Raw genomic sequence first — 16,426 nt, forward strand, 5'->3', positions numbered from 1 at the left:
CCCAGACCACCGACAATTCTTGAACGTCCCCCTCCACTTCACCTAGGAGCACCACAGATGAGCGCCACCAACCCCTTCGAGGACAACGACGCCCGCTACTACGTCCTCGTCAACGCCGAGAACCAGCACTCGCTGTGGCCGGTGTTCGCCGAGGTCCCCGCCGGCTGGACCGTCGTCCACGGCGAGGACAGCCTCCAGGGCTGCACCGAGTACGTGGACGCGAACTGGACGGACATGCGCCCCGCCAGTCTCGCCGCGCGGTCCTGACCCGGACCCCCGCCCCCGCCCCGCGCGGTCCGGACCGGTCGTCCCGGCCGGACCGCGCGGTCGAACCACCCCTCGGATCGGATACCTGACGTCGTGAGCACCCACCCCGCCAAGCCGGAGCACCACCCCGGCCACGCCGACCGGCCACCGGGCGACCGGCCGGCCGCCGAGCCCGCGAAGGACCGGGCTCCCACCGACGAACGGGCGCTTGCCACCGGCCCGTCGGGCACCGTCCCGGCCGCCGGGGACCAACCGGCCGAGGCCGCCGAACCGGCCGGTGCGGCCGAACCCGCCGGCACCGACGGGCTTGAGGACGACGACCCGAAGAGCCTCCCCGCCGAGCGGCGCCGCCGCGCCCGCCGGCTGCTGCGCGACTCGCTGCGCCCGCACCGGGCCACGCTGTTCGCCGGGATGATCTCCGCGTGCGTCCGCCAGGTCGCGCTGCTCGCCGTCCCGTGGTGCGTCCAGCGGGCGCTGGACGACGGCATCCAAAAGGACGACGACCGGGCCCTGCTGCTCTGGTCCGGCGCCACCGCGCTCGCCGCCTGCGTACAGTTCGCCGGGCTCTACGGCTGGCAGTACTGGGCGAGCACCACCGACGCGCGGGTCGGCGCCGACCTGCGGTCGCGGCTGCTCGGCCGGCTGGCCGGCCTCGACCGGGCCGCCCTCGCCGAACGCGGCCACGGCGACCTGGCCATGCGCGCCACCCGGGACACGGACATGGTCCGCGAGTGGGTGCACGGCCTCGCCGTGTGGGTGGTGCTGGCCACCACGTTCGTCGTCGTGCTGCCCGGTCTGGCCGCGCTGGACCCCGTCCTGCTGCTGGTGACGGTGGGCATGCTGCCCTTCCTCACCTGGGTCAACCTGTACTTCCCGCGCCGCTTCGGCGCCGCCAGCGACGAGTTGTCCGGCGCGCACGGCGAACGGGCCGAGGCCGTCGCCGACCTGCTCCAGGTCGGCACCGGGCTACGCGGCACCGGCGGCCACCGGCCGCTGCTGGACCGGCACGACACCGCCAGCGCGGTCGTCACCGACAAGACCGTCAAGGCCGCGCGCATCGAGGCGAACTGGGCGGCCGTCGCGCCCTTCGTGCCCCGGCTGGCCGTCGCGGTCGGCGTGGGCGTCGGCGGCCTCGCCGTCCTCGACCACCGGCTGACCATCGGCGGGCTGGTCGCCTTCACCTCGTGGATGGCCACCGTCACCCTGGCCACCCGCGTCCTCGTCCAGCGGCTCCTCGAACGCGGCCAGGCCGACGTCGCCGCCGCCCGGATCGAGGAGGCGCTGTCCCTCACCGCCACCGTCACCGACCCGGCCGAGCCGGTCGCCCTCGCCTCCGGCGGGGATCTGGAGCTGAGCGGGGTCAGCGCCGTCCGCGACGGCGTCACCGTCCTCGCCCCGCTCGACCTGACCGTCCGGCGCGGCGAGTTCGTGGCCGTCCAGGGATCCACCGGCTCCGGCAAGAGCACCCTGCTGCGGCTGCCCGCCCGGCTGGACGACCCGGCCACCGGCACCGTCCGCTACGGCGGCGTGGACCTGCGCGACGCCGCCCTCGACGACGTACGCCGCCGGATCGGCTACGTGGCCCAGCGGCCGCTGCTGCTGTCCGGGACCGTCGCCGAGAACCTGCGGCTCGGCCGCGACCTGTCCGACGAGGCGCTGCGCGCCGCCTGCGAGACGGCCTGCGTGCACGACCAGATCGCCGCCATGCCCGACGGCTACGACACCCCCCTCGGCGAGAGCGGAACCGCTCTGTCCGGCGGCCAGATCCAGCGCCTGGCCCTGGCCCGCGGGCTGCTCGGCGACCCCGAGGTACTGGTGCTGGACGACTGCACCTCCGCCCTCGACACCACCACCGAGGCCCTGGTCCTGAAGCGGCTCCGGAGCTGGGCCGAGGGGCGCACGGTGCTCTTCGCGACCCACCGCACCGCCGTCCTGGAAGCCGCCGACCGGGTCGTCACCCTCGCCGACCGGGAGGCCGCTCCGGCAGCCGGAGTCAAGCCCCCCGCGACACCAGCGAAGTCCCCTGAAACCGGAGCGACATCCCCCGTGCCCGCCCTGTCCGCCGCGCACCAGGAGGCCGACCGTGGCTGAGCCGATCCTGCTCGACGACCGGCCCGACGAGCGCCACATCCTGCGCCGGGCCGCCCCCCACCTCCGCCCCCACCGGCGGGCCCTGATCACCGCCGTCGCGGTGGGCCTCGCCGACTCCGCCGCCCTGGTCGCCGTCGCCCCGCTGGTCGGCCGCGCCACCGACGCCCTGCACGACTATGACCGCACCGGACTGCTGGTCGCCGCCGGGGCGCTGGTCGCCCTCGCCGTCGTCCAGCTCGGCCTCGCCCGCTCCGGCGAGCTGCTGCTCGCCAAGGCCGGCGAGAACGTCGTCCGCAGCCTGCGCGAACGGTCCGTCGCCAACCTGGCGTCGGCGCCCCTGCGGTTCCTGGAGTCGCACCGCACCGGCGAGCTCCTGCGCCGCACCACCGGCGAGGTGGCCGCGCTGGCCGCGTTCGTCCGGATGCACCTGCGGAACCTGGTGTCCGCCACGGCCACCCTGGTCTTCACGCTGTGCCTGCTGTTCGTCTACTCGTGGCAGCTCGCCCTGGTGCAGCTCGTCGTGTTCGTCCCGCCGGCGCTCCTGGCGATGCGCTGGTTCCAGCGGGACGCGTCCGCCGCGTTCGGCGGGAAGGCGACCGCCGAGGCCACCGTCGCGGCCACGTTCAGCGAGACCCTCACCGTCCGGGAGGCGCTGCAGACCGCCGGCGGACTGCCGGGCTGGATGCGCCGCTTCGGGCGGGAGAACGAGGTGGCGGTCACCGCCGCCCGCCGGGCGATCCGGGTGGAGAACCGCATCGACCTGGTGAGCCTCATCGAGGGCGTCGCCCTCGTCGCCCTGCTCCTCTTCGGCGGCTGGCAGGCATCGCACCATGTCATCACCATCGGCACCGTCGTCACCTTCGTCCTCGCCAGCCGCAACCTGTTCGACTCCTTCTCCGACCTCTCCCAGCTCGTCGGCCATGTGCAGACCGCGCGCACCGGCCTGGCCCGGCTGCTCGACCTGCTCGCCGCCACCGAACGCGTCAAGCCCGCCGCCCCCGCCGCCGCGAGCGCGGCCGATCTGCCGCTGCGCGGCGAACTGCGCTGCGAAGGCGTGGAGTACGGGTACCAGGACGGCACCCGGGTGCTCAGCGACGTCTCCCTGACGTTCCCCGCCGGCGACCGCGTCGGCGTCGTCGGCGAGACGGGCTCCGGCAAGACCACCCTGTCCAAGCTGCTCTGCGGGCTCTACACCCCCGACCGGGGAGCCGTCACGTTCGCCGGGACGGACCTGCGGGAGCTGTCCGAGGCCGAACTGCGCCGCCGCGTCGTCCTGGTGCCCCAGGAGGTCCGCATGGTGACCGGCACCATCGCCCGCAACCTGGAGCTGGTGCACAGCGCCCCGGACCGCGCCGCCATGGAACGGGCCGTCCGCGAGCTCGGCCTGGAGGACTGGCTGCGCGACCTGGGCGGCCTGGACGCCGAGGTGGGCGTGCGCGGCGAGCGGCTGTCGGCGGGGGAGCGGCAGATCGTCGGCCTGCTGCGGGCGGCGCTCGCCGACCCGGCGGTGCTCGTCCTCGACGAGGCAACCGCCGACATCGACCCCGTGACGGCGGCCCGGCTGGAGCACGCCCTGGACGGGATGAGCGAGGCGCGGACCCTCATCGTCATCGCCCACCGCCCGGCCACCATCGCGCGGCTGCCGCGGGTGATCCGGCTCGAACAGGGCCGGGTGGCCGGGCGGATGGCGCACAGCTCATGATCTGAGTTAGGGTAGCCTAACCTCGGTCGGGGAGGTTGGCCCGACCGACGAGCCGACCCCGTCGGCCCCCGGTGTGTCACGCGCCGGGGGCCGCGGCGGTCCCGGCTCCGGCCCCGCCGTACCCGACCGGATAGGGATGATCGATGACCACCGACACGCTGCTCCCGCGCATGCGCATCGTCCGCCACCCCCTCAAGTACCGCTTGCTGGAAGTGCGGAAGGTCGACCGGATCACCCCCTCCACCGTACGCGTCACCCTCGGCGGCCCCGAGCTCGACGGCTTCTGCGAGCAGTCGCCCACCGACCACGTGAAGCTCTGCTTCGCCCACGAGGGCGCCGAACTCCCCGTCGAGCCGGTCGTCGTGAACGACACCTGGATGGACGCCCCGGTCGAGCCGATCACCCGGGACTACACGGTCCGTCACTACCGCCCGCACGCCCGCGAGCTGGACGTCGACATGGTCCTGCACGGCAGCGGCGTCGGCTCCACCTGGGCCGAGCGGGCCCGGCCCGGCATGCGGCTCGGCGTCCTCGGCCCGCGCGGCTCCGAGGTGCTGCCGATGGTCCACGACTGGTACCTGCTGGCCGCCGAGGAGACCGCCCTGCCGGCCCTCGCCCGCTGGCTGGAGAAGCTGCCCGCCGGCGTCCGCGTCATCGCCTTCGCCGAGGTCCCCGGCCCGGAGGACGAGCAGACCTTCCGCACCGCCACCGACCTCTCGCTGACCTGGCTGCACCGCGGCTCCACCCCGGCCGGCCACAGCGACCTCATCGAGCGCGCCATCCGCGCCGCCGATCTGCCCACCGACGGCCTCGGCTTCGCCTGGGTCGCCGGCGAGGCGACCTCCCTCAAGCCCATCCGCCGCTACCTGCGCCGCGAACTCGGCATGGCCAAGGAGCAGGTGGACGTGGACGGTTACTGGAAGCGCGGCGTGGAGAACCACGACCACCACGAGGACGAAGAGCACGAGCACGCGTGAGCACGACCGCCCCGGCCGTCACCGGGCCCCCCGTCCCCGCTCCCGCACGGCCCCGGCCCGGCCGCGCCTGGCACGCCCGGCGCGCCGCCGGGCTGCTGGCCTGTGCCGCCCTCGTGGTGGTGCTCGCCGTGCTGGGCCTCGGCATCGGCGCCAAGAGCATCCCGCCCGGCGACGTCGTGCACGCCCTGCTGCACCGCGACCCCGGCAGCGACGACTGGATCGTCGTCCGCACCTCCCGGCTGCCGCGCAGCCTGTTCGGCATCGTCATCGGCGCGTCGCTCGGCCTGGCCGGGGCCCTGATGCAGGCCCTCACCCGCAACCCGCTGGCCGACCCCGGCCTGCTGGGCGTCAACGCGGGCGCGGCCGCCGCCGTCGCGGGCTCCACCGCCCTGCTCGACCTCGGCGACTTCTCCGCCTACGTCTGGGCCGCCCTCCTCGGCGCGGCACTGGCCGCGGCCGCCGTCTACCTGCTGGGCACCCGCGGCCGGTCGCGCGCCACGCCCGTCCGGCTGGCGCTCGCGGGCACGGCGATCTCCGCCGTGCTCACGGCCGTCGTCAACGGGCTGATCCTGCTGGACCCGCTCAGCCTCAACCGGTTCCGGTTCTGGCAGATCGGCACGCTGGCGGGCCAGTCGAGCTCCGTCCTCGTCCAGATGCTGCCCTTCCTGGGCGTCGGCGCCGTGCTGGCCGCCCTGCTGGCCCGGCCGCTCAACGCCATCGCCCTCGGCGAGGACACCGCCCGCTCGCTGGGCGCCCACCCCGGCCGCACCCAGTTCGCCACCATCACGGCGATCACCCTGCTGTGCGGGGCGGCCACCGCCGCCGTCGGCCCGATCGCCTTCGTCGGCCTGGCCGTTCCGCACATCGCCCGGCTGATCACCGGCCCCGACCAGCGCTGGCTGCTGCCCTACAGCGCCGTCCTCGCCGCGGCCCTGCTGCTCGCCGCCGACATCGTCGGCCGCGTCGTGCTGAGCAACGAGGAACTGGAGGCCGGCGTGGTCACCGCGTTCCTCGGAGCACCCCTGTTCATCGCCCTCGTCCGCCGCAAGAGGATCGCCCAACTGTGACCAGCAGCAGCACGCCCGCGCGGCACCGGCCGCGCGCCCTGCGCCTGCCGGGGCCCGGCAGGCCCCTGTCGGTGCGCTGGGACCCGCGCGCCACCGCCGTCGGCGCCCTCCTCGCCCTGGCCGCCGCCGCCGTCGGCGTCTGGACGCTGACCACGGGCGACTTCCACGTCCCCGTGGGCGACGTGCTGAAGGTCCTGACCGGCGAGAACGTACCCGGCGCGGACTACATCGTGGGGGAGCTGCGGCTGCCCCGGCTGCTGACCGCCCTGCTGGTGGGCGCCGCCCTCGGCCTGTCCGGCGCCCTCTTCCAGACGGTCGCCCGCAACCCGCTGGGCAGCCCCGACGTCATCGGCTTCACGGTGGGCTCCGCCACCGGCGCCCTCGTCACCATCCTGGTACTGGGCGCCGGCGCGGCCTCCGTCGCCGTCGGCTCGGTCGTCGGCTGCGCGGTCACCAGCGTGGCCGTGTACCTGCTCGCCTGGCGGGGCGGCGCGGGCGGCTACCGGCTGATCCTCGTGGGCATCGGCGTCAGCTCGCTGCTCACCGCCGCCAACGCCTACCTGATCGCGCGGGCCTCCTTCAACGACGCGCAGAGCGCCCAGGTCTGGCTCACCGGCAGCCTCAACGGCCGCGGCTGGGAGCACGTCTGGACGATGGTGGCGACACTGGCCGTCTTCGGCCCCGCGGCCGTCCTGCTCGGCCGGCCGCTGCGGATGCTGGAGATGGGCGAGGACACGGCCGCCGCGCTCGGGGTGCCCGTCCAGCGCGTCGCCTCCGGCGCCCTCGCCGCGGGCGTCGGGCTGACGGCGCTCTCGACGGCCGTCGCCGGGCCCGTCCCGTTCGTCGCCCTCGTCGCCCCGCAGGTCGTCCGTCGGCTCACCCGGGCCACCGGGCCCAACCTGCTCCCGTCCACGGTGATGGGCGCCCTGCTGCTGGCGCTCAGCGACATCGCCGCGCAGCGGATGCTGGCGCCGACGCAGTTGCCCGTCGGGGTGCTCACGGGCGTCGTCGGCGGCTGCTACCTGGTGTGGGTGCTGGCCCGGCAGTGGCGGTCCGGGCAGGGCTGAGCGCGGGTGGCGTACGTCCGGCCCGGTTCGGCCGAGCCGGGCCGGGCCGGACGGACCGGGCTGGGACGGACCGGGCTTGGGTGAGTGGACGGGGGGAGGACGGGGGGGGGGCGGGGCCGGCGGGAGTGCCGGCCCCGCCCGTCCGTCATACCACCGGCCGGACGAAGATCCGCGACCCCCGGGCCGGGTCCAGCGCCGCGGCCCAGGAGCGCGGGGCCAGGGAGGCGTCCGTCTCCAGGAAGCCGCTCCGGACGAACGACCGTCCGTCCCCCGTCGTCGCCGCGAACACCTCGGTCACGGAATGCGCGGCGGCCTCCGCCAGCAGGGCCGTCAGCAGCCGTGACCCCACCCCGCGCCGCTGCCGGTCGGGGCGGACGCAGAAGTTGTGCAGGACGGCCTGGAGCGCGGTCCCGTCGTCGCCGGGGCAGAGGCGCAGGGCCACGCACCCCTCCAGGACGCCGTCCACGCCCTCGGCGACGAGGAACTGCCGCGCCGTCGCCGCGTACAGGGCGGGCGTCCGGCGGCGCAGGGCCCCCGAGCGCATGAACGGCTCGGACAGGGCGTGGAGCGCGGCCGCGTCGGCGGGGCCGGCGGCCCGTACGCGGGCGGGCGCGAGGACCCGGGGACGGACCTCCTGGCGGGACGCCGTGGTCACGGTGGCACCTCTCCTGTCTCCTGGGGGGTGGGCGTCGGAAGACGACCCCTTGAAACTTAGGAAAGCCTAACCTAAATTGACCTTGCGTTTCATCGGGTCCGGCCACTTCGGCGCGCGGGGCCGAAAATCCGTCCCCACCTGTCAATTCCGGGTGACCGAAGGGGAGTTGACGGGCTAGCGTGTCGATCATGACCTCTCTGGAGTACCGGACGATCCCCGAGAAGGACCTGGACCGCGCCCTCGACCTCACCTACCTCGTCTTCCTGCTGGACGACCAGGAGGACCGGCGCGAGCGCCACCGCACGCGGCTCCTCGCCTGCGAACGCGTCGGCGCCTACGACGAGGACCGGCTGATCGGCATGGTGGCCGCCCACGCGCTCACCCCGTCCGTACCCGGCGGCGAACTGCCCTGCGCCGGCGTGACCTTCGTCTCCGTCGCCCCCACGCACCGCCGGCGCGGCGTCCTGCGCGGCATGCTCGCCGAACTCTGGCGCCGCTGCGCCGCTCACGGGCAGCCGCTCGCCGCCCTCTGGGCCGCCGACGCCGGCCTCTACGGCCGCTTCGGATTCGGCGCCGCCACCCACGTCCACGGTGTCGAGATCGACGCCGCCAAGCCACTGGACCTGCGCGTCGAACCCGCCGGCCTGCCCCTGCGCCTCCTCGCCCCCGAGGACGCACCCGCCGTCGTCGGCCGCCTGCACGCCGCCGCGCGGGCGGCCAGGGCCGGACGCCTGGCGCGCGACGACGCCTGGTGGCGTACGCACATCCTCCCGGAGACCGAGGAGGACGACCCCTCCCTGAGCCCGCCCCGCGTGGTGACCGTCGGCGACGACCCCCGAGACCCCGTCGGATACGCCGTCTACCGCACCGGCGGCGACACCGTCGCCCTCGCGGAGCTGGAGGCCGACGACCCGGCGGCCGCCGCCGCCCTCTGGCGCTACCTCGCCTCCATCGACCTCACCGACAAGGTACGGGCCTGGGGTCGCCCCCTCGACGACCCGCTGCTGTACTTCGCCGCCGACCGCGACCAAGTACGCGTCGTCAAGTCGGCACCGGGACTGTGGCTCCGCCTGCTCGACGTGCCCGCCGCGCTGGAGGGACGCGCCTGGTCCGCGCCCTGCGACACCGTCCTGGACCTCACCGACGCCGACCTGCCCGCCAACGCCGGACGCCACCGCCTCACCGCGGGCCCGGACGGCGCCACCGTCACCCGCACCGACGCCGCCCCCGACCTCTCCCTCGACGTCAGGGACCTCGCCGCCTGCTACCTCGGCGGCACCGAACTCCGCCACCTCGTCCGGGCCGGCCTCGTCGCCGAACACACCCCGGGAGCGGCCGAACGGCTCGACGCGGCGCTGCGCACCGCGTATCTCCCGCACACCACCGACGAGTTCTGACGGGCGCCGGGAGCGGCGCGCGCGTACGGGGGCGGGAACGGGCAGCCACCCGCTCCCGCCCCCGCCCCCACAGAACAGGGTGGAAGCTTGATCGGCAGCGCTATACCGTCGGGGCCCCGTGAGAGAAGAGGCCCCCATGACCGCCGGCACCAGCCGCCCCACCGATCCCGCCGCCACCCCGGACGAGACGTCCCACCACCCGCCCGGGGCGGCACCACCCGACCGCCCGCGCCTCCTCCGCGACGCCTCCCTCTCCGCCGTGCTCGCCGGGCTGGTGGCCGTCGTGGTGTCGTACTCGGGCCCCTTGGCCATCGTCCTCACCGCGGCCCGGGCCGGCGGGCTGGACACCGCGCGGACCGGCTCCTGGGTCTGGGCGATCTCCCTCGGCAGCGGCCTCACCTGCCTCGGGCTGAGCCTGTGGACCCGGATGCCCGTGATCACCGCCTGGTCCACGCCCGGCGCGGCGCTCCTGGTGACCGGACTGGGCGCCTACTCCTACCCGGAGGCGATCGGGGCGTTCCTGGTCAGCGGGGTCGCCATCACCGTGGCCGGGCTCACCGGCGTGTTCGGCCGGCTCATACGCCGGGTGCCGGCCGCCGTCGTCTCGGCGATGCTCGCCGGCATCCTCTTCCCGTTCGGCACCGGGGTGTTCACCTCCCTGAAGACCGCGCCGCTCGTCGCCGGGTCCGTCCTCCTCGCCTACCTCCTCGCCAAACGGTGGCTGCCGCGCTACGCCGTCCTCGCGGCGCTGGCGGCCGGCGTGGTCTGCGCCGCCGCCGACTCCCGGCTGAACGTGCGCCTGGACGGGATCGAGTTCGCCCGGCCGGTACTGACCGCGCCGCACTTCTCCCTCGCCTCCCTCATCGGCATCGCCGTACCCCTGACCCTCGCGACCCTCGCCTCGCAGAACGCCCCCGGCATGGCCGTCCTCACCGCCTCCGGCTACCGGCCCGACGACCGCCTGCTCATCGGCGCGACCGGCGCGGTCTCCACCCTGCTCGCCCCCTTCGGCTCGCACGCCGTCAACCTCGCGGCCATCACCGCCGCCATCTGCACCGGCCCGGAGGCCCACCGCGACCCGCGCCGACGCTACGTCGCGGGCGTCGCTTGCGGAGTCTTCTACCTCCTCATCGGCGTCTTCGGGGCGACGCTCGTGGTGTTCTTCGCCGGGCTGCCCAAGGAGCTGGTGGCCGCGGTCGCCGGAGTCGCCCTCCTCGGGGCCCTGTCCGGCGGTCTGACCGGCGCCGTCCAGGACGCCGCGGACCGGGAGGCGGCCCTGGTGACCTTCCTGGCCACGGCGTCCGGCGTCACCCTCTTCGGTATCGGATCCGCGTTCTGGGGCCTGGTGCTGGGCATGGGCGCCCACCTCGTCCTGGCCTGGAGACGGCGGGACGCGGCGGCCTGAGCCGCGTCCGGACCGGAAAGGCGTCGACAACCCGGACACCGGCCAGGCAAGATCGTTTCCATGGCGAACCCGCGATTCCCCGACCACACCGCCCTCAGCGACCGCGCCCGGCGCGCCGTGGACCTCGCGACCCGGGCCGGCCGCCGGCTCGGCCTCCGCGTGGACGAACCCCGCGTCCTGCACGACGTCTTCAACGTCCTGGTGCACCTGGCGCCGACCCCCGTGGTGGTACGCGTTCCGTCCCTGGCCCGCACCCCGTTCGACGAGTTGGAGGCCAAGCAGCGGCGGGAACTGGCGGTGACCGGCTGGCTCGCCGACCGGGGCGTCCCCGTCGTCGGCCCCAGCCCGCTGGTGCCCCGCGAACCCGTGGAGATCGACGGGACGTCGCTCACCTTCTGGGAGTTCGTCACCGAGACCGACCGCCTCGCCGACCTCCCGCAGGACGACGCCGAGGCCCTGCAGGCGCGATTCGCGGAACAGACCGGCTGGACCGCCGAGTTGCACCGCCACCTCGCCGACTACCCCGGCGACCTTCCCGTCCTCGCCCCGCTCGTCCCGGCGATCGGCTCCGCGCTGGAAGCGCTGCGCGAGGCCCCGCAGACCCTCACGACGGCCGACCTCGACCGCGCCGAGGGGGAGTACGCCGCCCTGGAGACCCTGGTCCGGGACCTGCCCGCCCGCTTCCCGGGCACCCGCCTCCAGGCGCTGCACGGCGACTCCCCGGCCTACAACGTCCTGCGCACCGCCGAGGGCCACCGGTTCGGCGACTTCGAGGACGTCACGCTCGGTCCCGTCGAGTGGGACCTGACCCTCGTCGGCCCGCTCGGCGTCGAGGCGTACGAACGCGCGGGCGGCGTCCGCGTCGACCGCGCGCTGCTGGAGGTGATGGAGGGGGCGCGGCTGCTCCAGGTGGTGTCGGCGCTGAGCGTCGTCCCGCGCATGCCCGAGCTCGGGCCGACGCTGGAGCCGATGGTGGCGATGTGGCGGGAACGCCCCCCGCTGACGGCGGACCACGGCTGAACCGTCCGGACCGCGGCCTCACGGAGCCTCAAGCGCGCCTCACGGTGTCTCAAGCGGCCTCACGGTGCCGGGCGGGTGCCTCACGGGCGTCAACGACCCTGCAACGACTTGACATTGTCTCCGAAAGTCCACCCCTTCGACCCGTCCCAGTTGACGGACCAGGTCATCAGCCCTTTGAGCCGCCCGCCGTACTGGCGCCATACCTGAGCGACCTGACCGGGCGTCATATAGCCGCCCCCGGCACCCGGCTGCGCCGGAAGGCCGGGGACCTGCTTGTCGTAAGGCACCTTGATGGTGGTGCCCTGGACGACCAGGCCCCGGTCGAGGCAGTCGGTCTGGGCGGTGAACCCCTGTACGGTGCCGGCGGAGTAGGAGTCGCCGGAGCACCCGTACATGTTCCCGTTGTAGTACTGCATGTTGAGCCACCACAGCCGGCCGTTGTCCGCGTACTTCTTCACGATCGGCAGATAGGCGCCCCAGATGGAGCCGTACGTCACGCTGCCGCCGGTGACGTACGCCGTCTCGGGCGCCATCGTCAGCCCGAAACCGTCGGGCATCCGGGCCAGTACGCCGTCGATGATCCGGATGAGGTTGGCCTGGGAGACGGAGGGTCGGTTGACGTCCCCGCTGCCGGTGAGGCCCGTCTCGATGTCGATGTCGATGCCGTCGAAGTTGTACTTCTTCAGGATCGGCACCACCGTGTCGACGAACCGGTCGGCCACCGCCGACGAGTTGAGGTCGATGCCGGCCGCCGCCCCGCCGATCGACATCAGCACCGTCGCCCCGGCCGCCTTCGCCCGGCACATTTCCGCCGGCGTCGGCACCTTCACCGTGGCGTCCATCCCGTCCTCCCACAGTGCCGTGCCGTCGGAACGGATGACGGGGAACGCCGCGTTGACCACGTTGTAGCCGTGGGCGCGGATGCGGTCGTCGGTCACCGGGATCCAGCCGAGCGGCGGGTGGACGCCGTTGGCCGCGCCGTCCCAGTTCTCCCAGTACCCCTGGAGAACCTTGCCCGCGGGCTTGGGCTTGACGGCGCAGACCTCCGGGTCGGAGCCGCCGGGCGGGGCCGCGGCGGCCGGCAGTTGCAGGGCACAGGCCATGGCCAGGACGGTGGCCGACAGGCGTACCGTCCCAAGGGTCCGAGGGGTCACGTTCGCTCCCTGGCGTGGGGGGTGGGAGTGGGGTGACAGGAAGGTAGGAGCGTCCGCGGCGCTCGTCAATAGGTCTGGACCAGAAGGGAGGGCGGTGTGCCGACGACACGACCGCCGAGAACCCCGGCACACGCGGGAAAGGCAGAGGGCGCGAGAAGTACCGGGAGTACGGAGACCGCCGGCCACGCGGGCAACACAGGGAAATCGGATAACACCGGGCGTACAGACGACGCCGGGCACCCGGACGAAATCGTGAACGCGGGAGAACCCGGCATCCGCTACACCCCGCGCGCGGCCACCGGCCACCGCCCGCTGCCCGCCGGGGCGGGGGTCGACGCCCACCGGCACGACGAGCACCAGATCGTCTACGCCGGCCGCGGCGTGCTGTCCGTCACCACGGACGCGGGCAGCTGGATCGCCCCGGGCAACCGCGCCATCTGGGTCCCCGCCGGCACCGTCCACCAGCACCGCGCGTACGGCGAGACCGAACTGCACCTCGTCGGCCTGCCGGTGACCGACAACCCGCTCTCCCTGGACCGGCCGGCGGTCATCGGCGTCGGACCGCTGCTCCGCGAGCTGATCATCGCCTACACCGCCCGCCCCGCCGACCCCACCGCCGAACGCCTCCGCCTGCGGGCCGTCCTCCTCGACGAGCTCCACCACTCCGACGAACAGCCCCTGCACGTACCCACCGCCCGCGACCCCCGGCTGGCCGCGGTCTGCGCGGCCCTCCACGCCGACCCGGCCGACCCCCGCACCCTCGCCCAACTGGGAGCCGAGGCAGGCGTGAGCGACCGCACGCTCACCCGCCGTACCGAACTCGGCATGAGCTTCCCCCAATGGCGCACCCAGCTCCGGCTCCACCACGCCCTGCGCCTGCTGGCCGAGGGCGCCTCGGTCTCCACCGTCGCCCACCGCTGCGGCTGGGCGTCGAGCAGCGCCTTCATCGACGTCTTCCGCCGCGCTTTCGGACACACACCGGGGGCGCATCGGACGCGCTTCCCGCTGTGAGGCGTGGAGGGGCGGGGCGGTGTGACGGGCGGACGCACCGGAGGCGGCCGGCCCGCCCGCTCTGCTCCCGGCCGGGAGCTTCGCGGCGCGGACGGTTGACGGACAGGCTGCGTCAGTCTCCTGACCGCTCCGTCAGCCGGTCGCCGATTTCGCGGCCGCCCGGGTGGCGGTGGCGCCAGATCCAGAAGACGGCGGTGGAGACGGCCGCCCAGACGGCCAGTACGGCGAACGGGAAGAGCTGCTGGTGGCCGCGGAAGTAGACGGCCGCGTGCTGGGCGTTGACCGAGGCGCCGGGTGGGAGCCAGCGGCCGATCTCGCCGAGGGGGGAGGGGAGGAGGGGCCAGGAGACGGCGCCGCCGGAGGAGGGGTTGCCGAGCAGGACCATGAGGCCCCACGTCGGGATCATCGCCCAGCGGCCGAACAACGTATTGAACATCGTGAAGACCATGCCGGTGGTGAACATGGTCAGGCCCAGGATGAACCACGACTCGCCGAAGGGGAGGCGCAGGGCGCCCAGGCCCCAGTCCACCACCGCGGCGATGGCGAAGCTGCCGAGGGCCGAGTAGGCGATGGTGAAGGCGACGCGCTCGGCCGGGTTGAGGGAGCGGGCGTGGACGCTGAGCTGGATGGCCCCGACGAAACCGAGGATCACCGCCGCGAGCGTGATGTAGAAGAGGGCCAGCCCGCGCGGGTCGCCGGGCTGCAGCGGGTTGACGTCGGTGACGGTCACCCGGACCCCGATGGCGTCTCCCACCTTCGGCGCGGTCTCGCTCAGCAGTTGGGCGACGGTGGCGCCGGAGGCGCCCGAGACGTCCAGCGCGGCGCCGCGTGGTCGCGGGCGGAGGATCGCGTACACCTTCTGTTCCTCCACCGCCCGCCGGGCCTCGGCGTAGGTGTCGTAGTGGCGGAGTTCGAGCGAGGCGTCCAGGGCGCGTTCCATGCCCTGCACGAACTCCACCCGCTTGACGTCCGAGGTGGGTACCCCGGTGACGGCGGTGGGGATGTGGTGCGGGGTGGGGTTGGCCATGGCGTAGGTGTACGAACCGGCGAACAGCCCGGCCGCCGCCGCGATGATGAGGATGAGCACGGTGGCCGGCAGGAAGGGGGACCGCCGGAAGCGCTCCCACGGACCCGGCCGGGTGTGCGGATTCCGATCTTCCGTTTCCATGATCGCCACCTTATGCGGCGGGTCGGAGGACGGCGCCGCGGGGTCCCGGGAGCTCGGCCGTCCGGGTGATTCCCGGGCGTCCGCTCATCCCCTGGCGCCCCACGGGTACCCGGAGCCCATGACAGCGAAGCCGAACCCCATTGAGCTCCAGAAGAGCCTCGGCGGCATGCACTACCCCGCCGACAAGGAATCCCTCGTCGAACACGCCAAGAAGAAGGGCGCGGACAAGACCACCTTGGACGCGCTCAGCTCCATGCCCAAAAAGGAGTACGACTCGCCCGCGGCTGTGACCGAGGCCGTCACCAAGAAGAAATAGCGGTCACCAAGAAGAGACAGCGGAGAGATCCCCCTTCGGGTTCCGCCCCGACAACGGCCGCGCGCCGCCGCGACCGCCCGCCGTCACCACGGAGGCACCCCCGCCCCTCGTGACCCGGGTCCGGTCCGGCGGCGCGCGGGCGCGCTCCGGCACCCGTGTGCGGAACGGCGCACCGGGTACCCGCCCGCGGGGCCCCGTGCTCCTTGAGGCAGCGTCAGAGTACGAAAGGAGTCCGCGGATGAGCAGCCACCCGGCCGGCACCCGCGTCGCGGTCGTCACCGGTGCCGACTCCGGCATCGGCCGGGCCACCGCCGTCCACCTCGCCCGGCACGGCCTGGACGTCGGCATCACCTGGCACAGCGACCGGGAAGGCGCCGAACGCACCGCCGACGAGGTACGCGCCCACGGGCGGCGCGCCGCGCTGGCCCGGACGGACCTGACCCTGCTGCCCGAGGCGGCCGACGCCGTCGACGGGCTCGCCGAGGAACTCGGCCGGATCGACGTCCTCGTCAACAACGCCGGCACGGGGACGGCCACGCCCTACCTCGACCTCGACCTCGAAACGGTCCGACGGGTGCTCGACGTCGACCTCGTCGGACCGTTCCTGTGCGGACAGCGCGCCGCACGGCGGATGATCCGCCAGGGCGACGGCGGCCGGATCGTCAACGTGACCAGCGTCCACGAGCACCAGCCGCGTGTCGGCGCCGCTCCCTACTGCGCGGCCAAGGGCGGCCTGGGCCTGCTCACCCAGGTCATGGCCCTGGAACTCGCCGAACACGGCATCACCGTCAACGCCGTCGCGCCCGGCGAGATCGCCACCCCCATGACCGGCCAGGAGGACGTCGACGTCCACCGCGTCCGGCGGCCCGGCATCCCGGCGGGGCGGCCCGGGGACGCCCGGGAAGTGGCCGCCGTCATCGCCTTCCTCTGCGGGGACGAGGCGGCGTACGTCACCGGGGCGTCCTGGAGTGTGGACGGCGGGATGCTCCGGATGGGCCCCCAGGCGGGGTCGCATCTGCAGGACGACTCCTGGCGTCGTGTCTGACGGCGGTTCGATGTCCGCGATATCCGTCCGGCAGCCGGCCGTTGTGAAGGCTCGGGGGAAGGGTGGCGTCGGGCGGGGGAGCGG

The 16,426-nt window shown here is 74.3% G+C and carries 15 protein-coding genes; 12 read left to right on the forward strand and 3 right to left on the reverse strand.

Going from position 1 to position 16,426, the window contains the following annotated elements; genetic code table 11:
- The first annotated feature begins 57 nt into the window (after positions 1 to 57).
- The 6 genes from ACSNOK_RS03955 (at position 58) to ACSNOK_RS03980 (ending at position 7,171) form a co-directional block, all read left to right on the forward strand.
- A complete protein-coding gene (locus ACSNOK_RS03955) occupies positions 58 to 267 on the forward strand; it encodes an MbtH family protein (RefSeq protein WP_004945011.1) in 210 nt (69 codons plus the stop codon).
- A 93-nt stretch (positions 268 to 360) separates the two neighbouring features.
- Positions 361 to 2,358: an ABC transporter ATP-binding protein gene (locus tag ACSNOK_RS03960; RefSeq protein ID WP_436779130.1), complete on the forward strand. Its 1,998-nt coding sequence runs from the start codon at positions 361 to 363 to the stop codon at positions 2,356 to 2,358.
- Positions 2,351 to 4,060: an ABC transporter ATP-binding protein gene (locus tag ACSNOK_RS03965; RefSeq protein WP_436779131.1), complete on the forward strand. Its 1,710-nt coding sequence runs from the start codon at positions 2,351 to 2,353 to the stop codon at positions 4,058 to 4,060. Before ACSNOK_RS03960 ends, ACSNOK_RS03965 begins: the two co-directional genes overlap by 8 nt.
- 143 nt (positions 4,061 to 4,203) lie before the next feature.
- A complete protein-coding gene (locus tag ACSNOK_RS03970; RefSeq protein ID WP_436779132.1) occupies positions 4,204 to 5,037 on the forward strand; it encodes a siderophore-interacting protein in 834 nt (277 codons plus the stop codon).
- The gene (locus tag ACSNOK_RS03975; protein ID WP_436779133.1) at positions 5,034 to 6,104 is read left to right on the forward strand and encodes a FecCD family ABC transporter permease; all 1,071 of its coding nucleotides are present in this window, start codon (positions 5,034 to 5,036) and stop codon (positions 6,102 to 6,104) included. The genes ACSNOK_RS03970 and ACSNOK_RS03975 overlap by 4 nt, the downstream gene beginning before the upstream one ends.
- Positions 6,101 to 7,171 carry a FecCD family ABC transporter permease gene (locus tag ACSNOK_RS03980; RefSeq protein ID WP_436779134.1) on the forward strand — a complete coding sequence of 357 codons (1,071 nt, stop codon included), beginning with the start codon at positions 6,101 to 6,103 and terminating at the stop codon, positions 7,169 to 7,171. The genes ACSNOK_RS03975 and ACSNOK_RS03980 overlap by 4 nt, the downstream gene beginning before the upstream one ends.
- 145 nt (positions 7,172 to 7,316) lie before the next feature.
- Here ACSNOK_RS03980 and ACSNOK_RS03985 read toward each other — a convergent pair whose 3' ends face one another.
- Positions 7,317 to 7,826 carry a GNAT family N-acetyltransferase gene (locus ACSNOK_RS03985; RefSeq protein WP_436779135.1) on the reverse strand — a complete coding sequence of 170 codons (510 nt, stop codon included), beginning with the start codon at positions 7,824 to 7,826 and terminating at the stop codon, positions 7,317 to 7,319.
- A gap of 188 nt (positions 7,827 to 8,014) precedes the next feature.
- Here ACSNOK_RS03985 and ACSNOK_RS03990 point away from each other — a divergent pair, with 188 nt between their 5' ends.
- The 3 genes from ACSNOK_RS03990 (at position 8,015) to ACSNOK_RS04000 (ending at position 11,648) form a co-directional block, all read left to right on the forward strand.
- Positions 8,015 to 9,223 carry a GNAT family N-acetyltransferase gene (locus ACSNOK_RS03990; RefSeq protein WP_436779136.1) on the forward strand — a complete coding sequence of 403 codons (1,209 nt, stop codon included), beginning with the start codon at positions 8,015 to 8,017 and terminating at the stop codon, positions 9,221 to 9,223.
- Between the two features lie 136 nt (positions 9,224 to 9,359).
- On the forward strand, positions 9,360 to 10,628 hold the full coding sequence (locus tag ACSNOK_RS03995) for a benzoate/H(+) symporter BenE family transporter (RefSeq protein WP_436779137.1): 1,269 nt from the start codon (positions 9,360 to 9,362) through the stop codon (positions 10,626 to 10,628).
- A gap of 60 nt (positions 10,629 to 10,688) precedes the next feature.
- A complete protein-coding gene (locus ACSNOK_RS04000; protein WP_436779138.1) occupies positions 10,689 to 11,648 on the forward strand; it encodes an aminoglycoside phosphotransferase family protein in 960 nt (319 codons plus the stop codon).
- Between the two features lie 89 nt (positions 11,649 to 11,737).
- Here ACSNOK_RS04000 and ACSNOK_RS04005 read toward each other — a convergent pair whose 3' ends face one another.
- Complete coding sequence (locus tag ACSNOK_RS04005) at positions 11,738 to 12,751, reverse strand: chitinase (RefSeq protein WP_436779144.1); 1,014 nt, start codon at positions 12,749 to 12,751, stop codon at positions 11,738 to 11,740.
- A 303-nt stretch (positions 12,752 to 13,054) separates the two neighbouring features.
- On the opposite strand from ACSNOK_RS04005, the gene ACSNOK_RS04010 reads away from it, so the two are divergent.
- Positions 13,055 to 13,813 (forward strand): AraC family transcriptional regulator, encoded by a 759-nt coding sequence (locus ACSNOK_RS04010; protein WP_436779139.1) that lies wholly within the window; start codon positions 13,055 to 13,057, stop codon positions 13,811 to 13,813.
- A 112-nt stretch (positions 13,814 to 13,925) separates the two neighbouring features.
- Here the strand turns inward: ACSNOK_RS04010 and ACSNOK_RS04015 are convergent, their stop codons facing one another.
- Positions 13,926 to 14,981, reverse strand: coding sequence for an ABC transporter permease (locus ACSNOK_RS04015; protein WP_436779140.1), 1,056 nt, complete (start codon positions 14,979 to 14,981; stop codon positions 13,926 to 13,928).
- 118 nt (positions 14,982 to 15,099) lie between these two features.
- On the opposite strand from ACSNOK_RS04015, the gene ACSNOK_RS04020 reads away from it, so the two are divergent.
- Together ACSNOK_RS04020 and ACSNOK_RS04025 are read left to right on the forward strand one after the other, a co-directional pair.
- On the forward strand, positions 15,100 to 15,297 hold the full coding sequence (locus ACSNOK_RS04020) for a DUF2795 domain-containing protein (protein WP_436779141.1): 198 nt from the start codon (positions 15,100 to 15,102) through the stop codon (positions 15,295 to 15,297).
- Between the two features lie 238 nt (positions 15,298 to 15,535).
- Positions 15,536 to 16,342, forward strand: a complete 807-nt coding sequence (locus tag ACSNOK_RS04025) for an SDR family oxidoreductase (protein ID WP_436779142.1) — start codon at positions 15,536 to 15,538, stop codon at positions 16,340 to 16,342.
- Positions 16,343 to 16,426 lie beyond the last annotated feature (84 nt).

It is taken from the genome of Streptomyces sp. URMC 126 (assembly GCF_051386555.1).
In the GTDB taxonomy this organism is placed as follows: Bacteria; Actinomycetota; Actinomycetes; order Streptomycetales; family Streptomycetaceae; genus Streptomyces.

Excerpts from the sequence above, each read along its gene's own strand:
- ACSNOK_RS03970 (WP_436779132.1), top strand. The coding sequence starts at position 4,204 with ATGACCACCGACACGCTGCTCCCGCGCATGCGCATCGTCCGCCACCCC.
- ACSNOK_RS03990 (WP_436779136.1), top strand. The coding sequence starts at position 8,015 with ATGACCTCTCTGGAGTACCGGACGATCCCCGAGAAGGACCTGGACCGC.
- ACSNOK_RS04015 (WP_436779140.1), bottom strand. The coding sequence starts at position 14,981 with ATGGAAACGGAAGATCGGAATCCGCACACCCGGCCGGGTCCGTGGGAG.
- ACSNOK_RS04005 (WP_436779144.1), bottom strand. The coding sequence starts at position 12,751 with ATGGCCTGTGCCCTGCAACTGCCGGCCGCCGCGGCCCCGCCCGGCGGC.
- ACSNOK_RS03955 (WP_004945011.1), top strand. The coding sequence starts at position 58 with ATGAGCGCCACCAACCCCTTCGAGGACAACGACGCCCGCTACTACGTC.
- ACSNOK_RS04020 (WP_436779141.1), top strand. The coding sequence starts at position 15,100 with ATGACAGCGAAGCCGAACCCCATTGAGCTCCAGAAGAGCCTCGGCGGC.
- ACSNOK_RS04025 (WP_436779142.1), top strand. The coding sequence starts at position 15,536 with ATGAGCAGCCACCCGGCCGGCACCCGCGTCGCGGTCGTCACCGGTGCC.
- ACSNOK_RS04000 (WP_436779138.1), top strand. The coding sequence starts at position 10,689 with ATGGCGAACCCGCGATTCCCCGACCACACCGCCCTCAGCGACCGCGCC.
- ACSNOK_RS03995 (WP_436779137.1), top strand. The coding sequence starts at position 9,360 with ATGACCGCCGGCACCAGCCGCCCCACCGATCCCGCCGCCACCCCGGAC.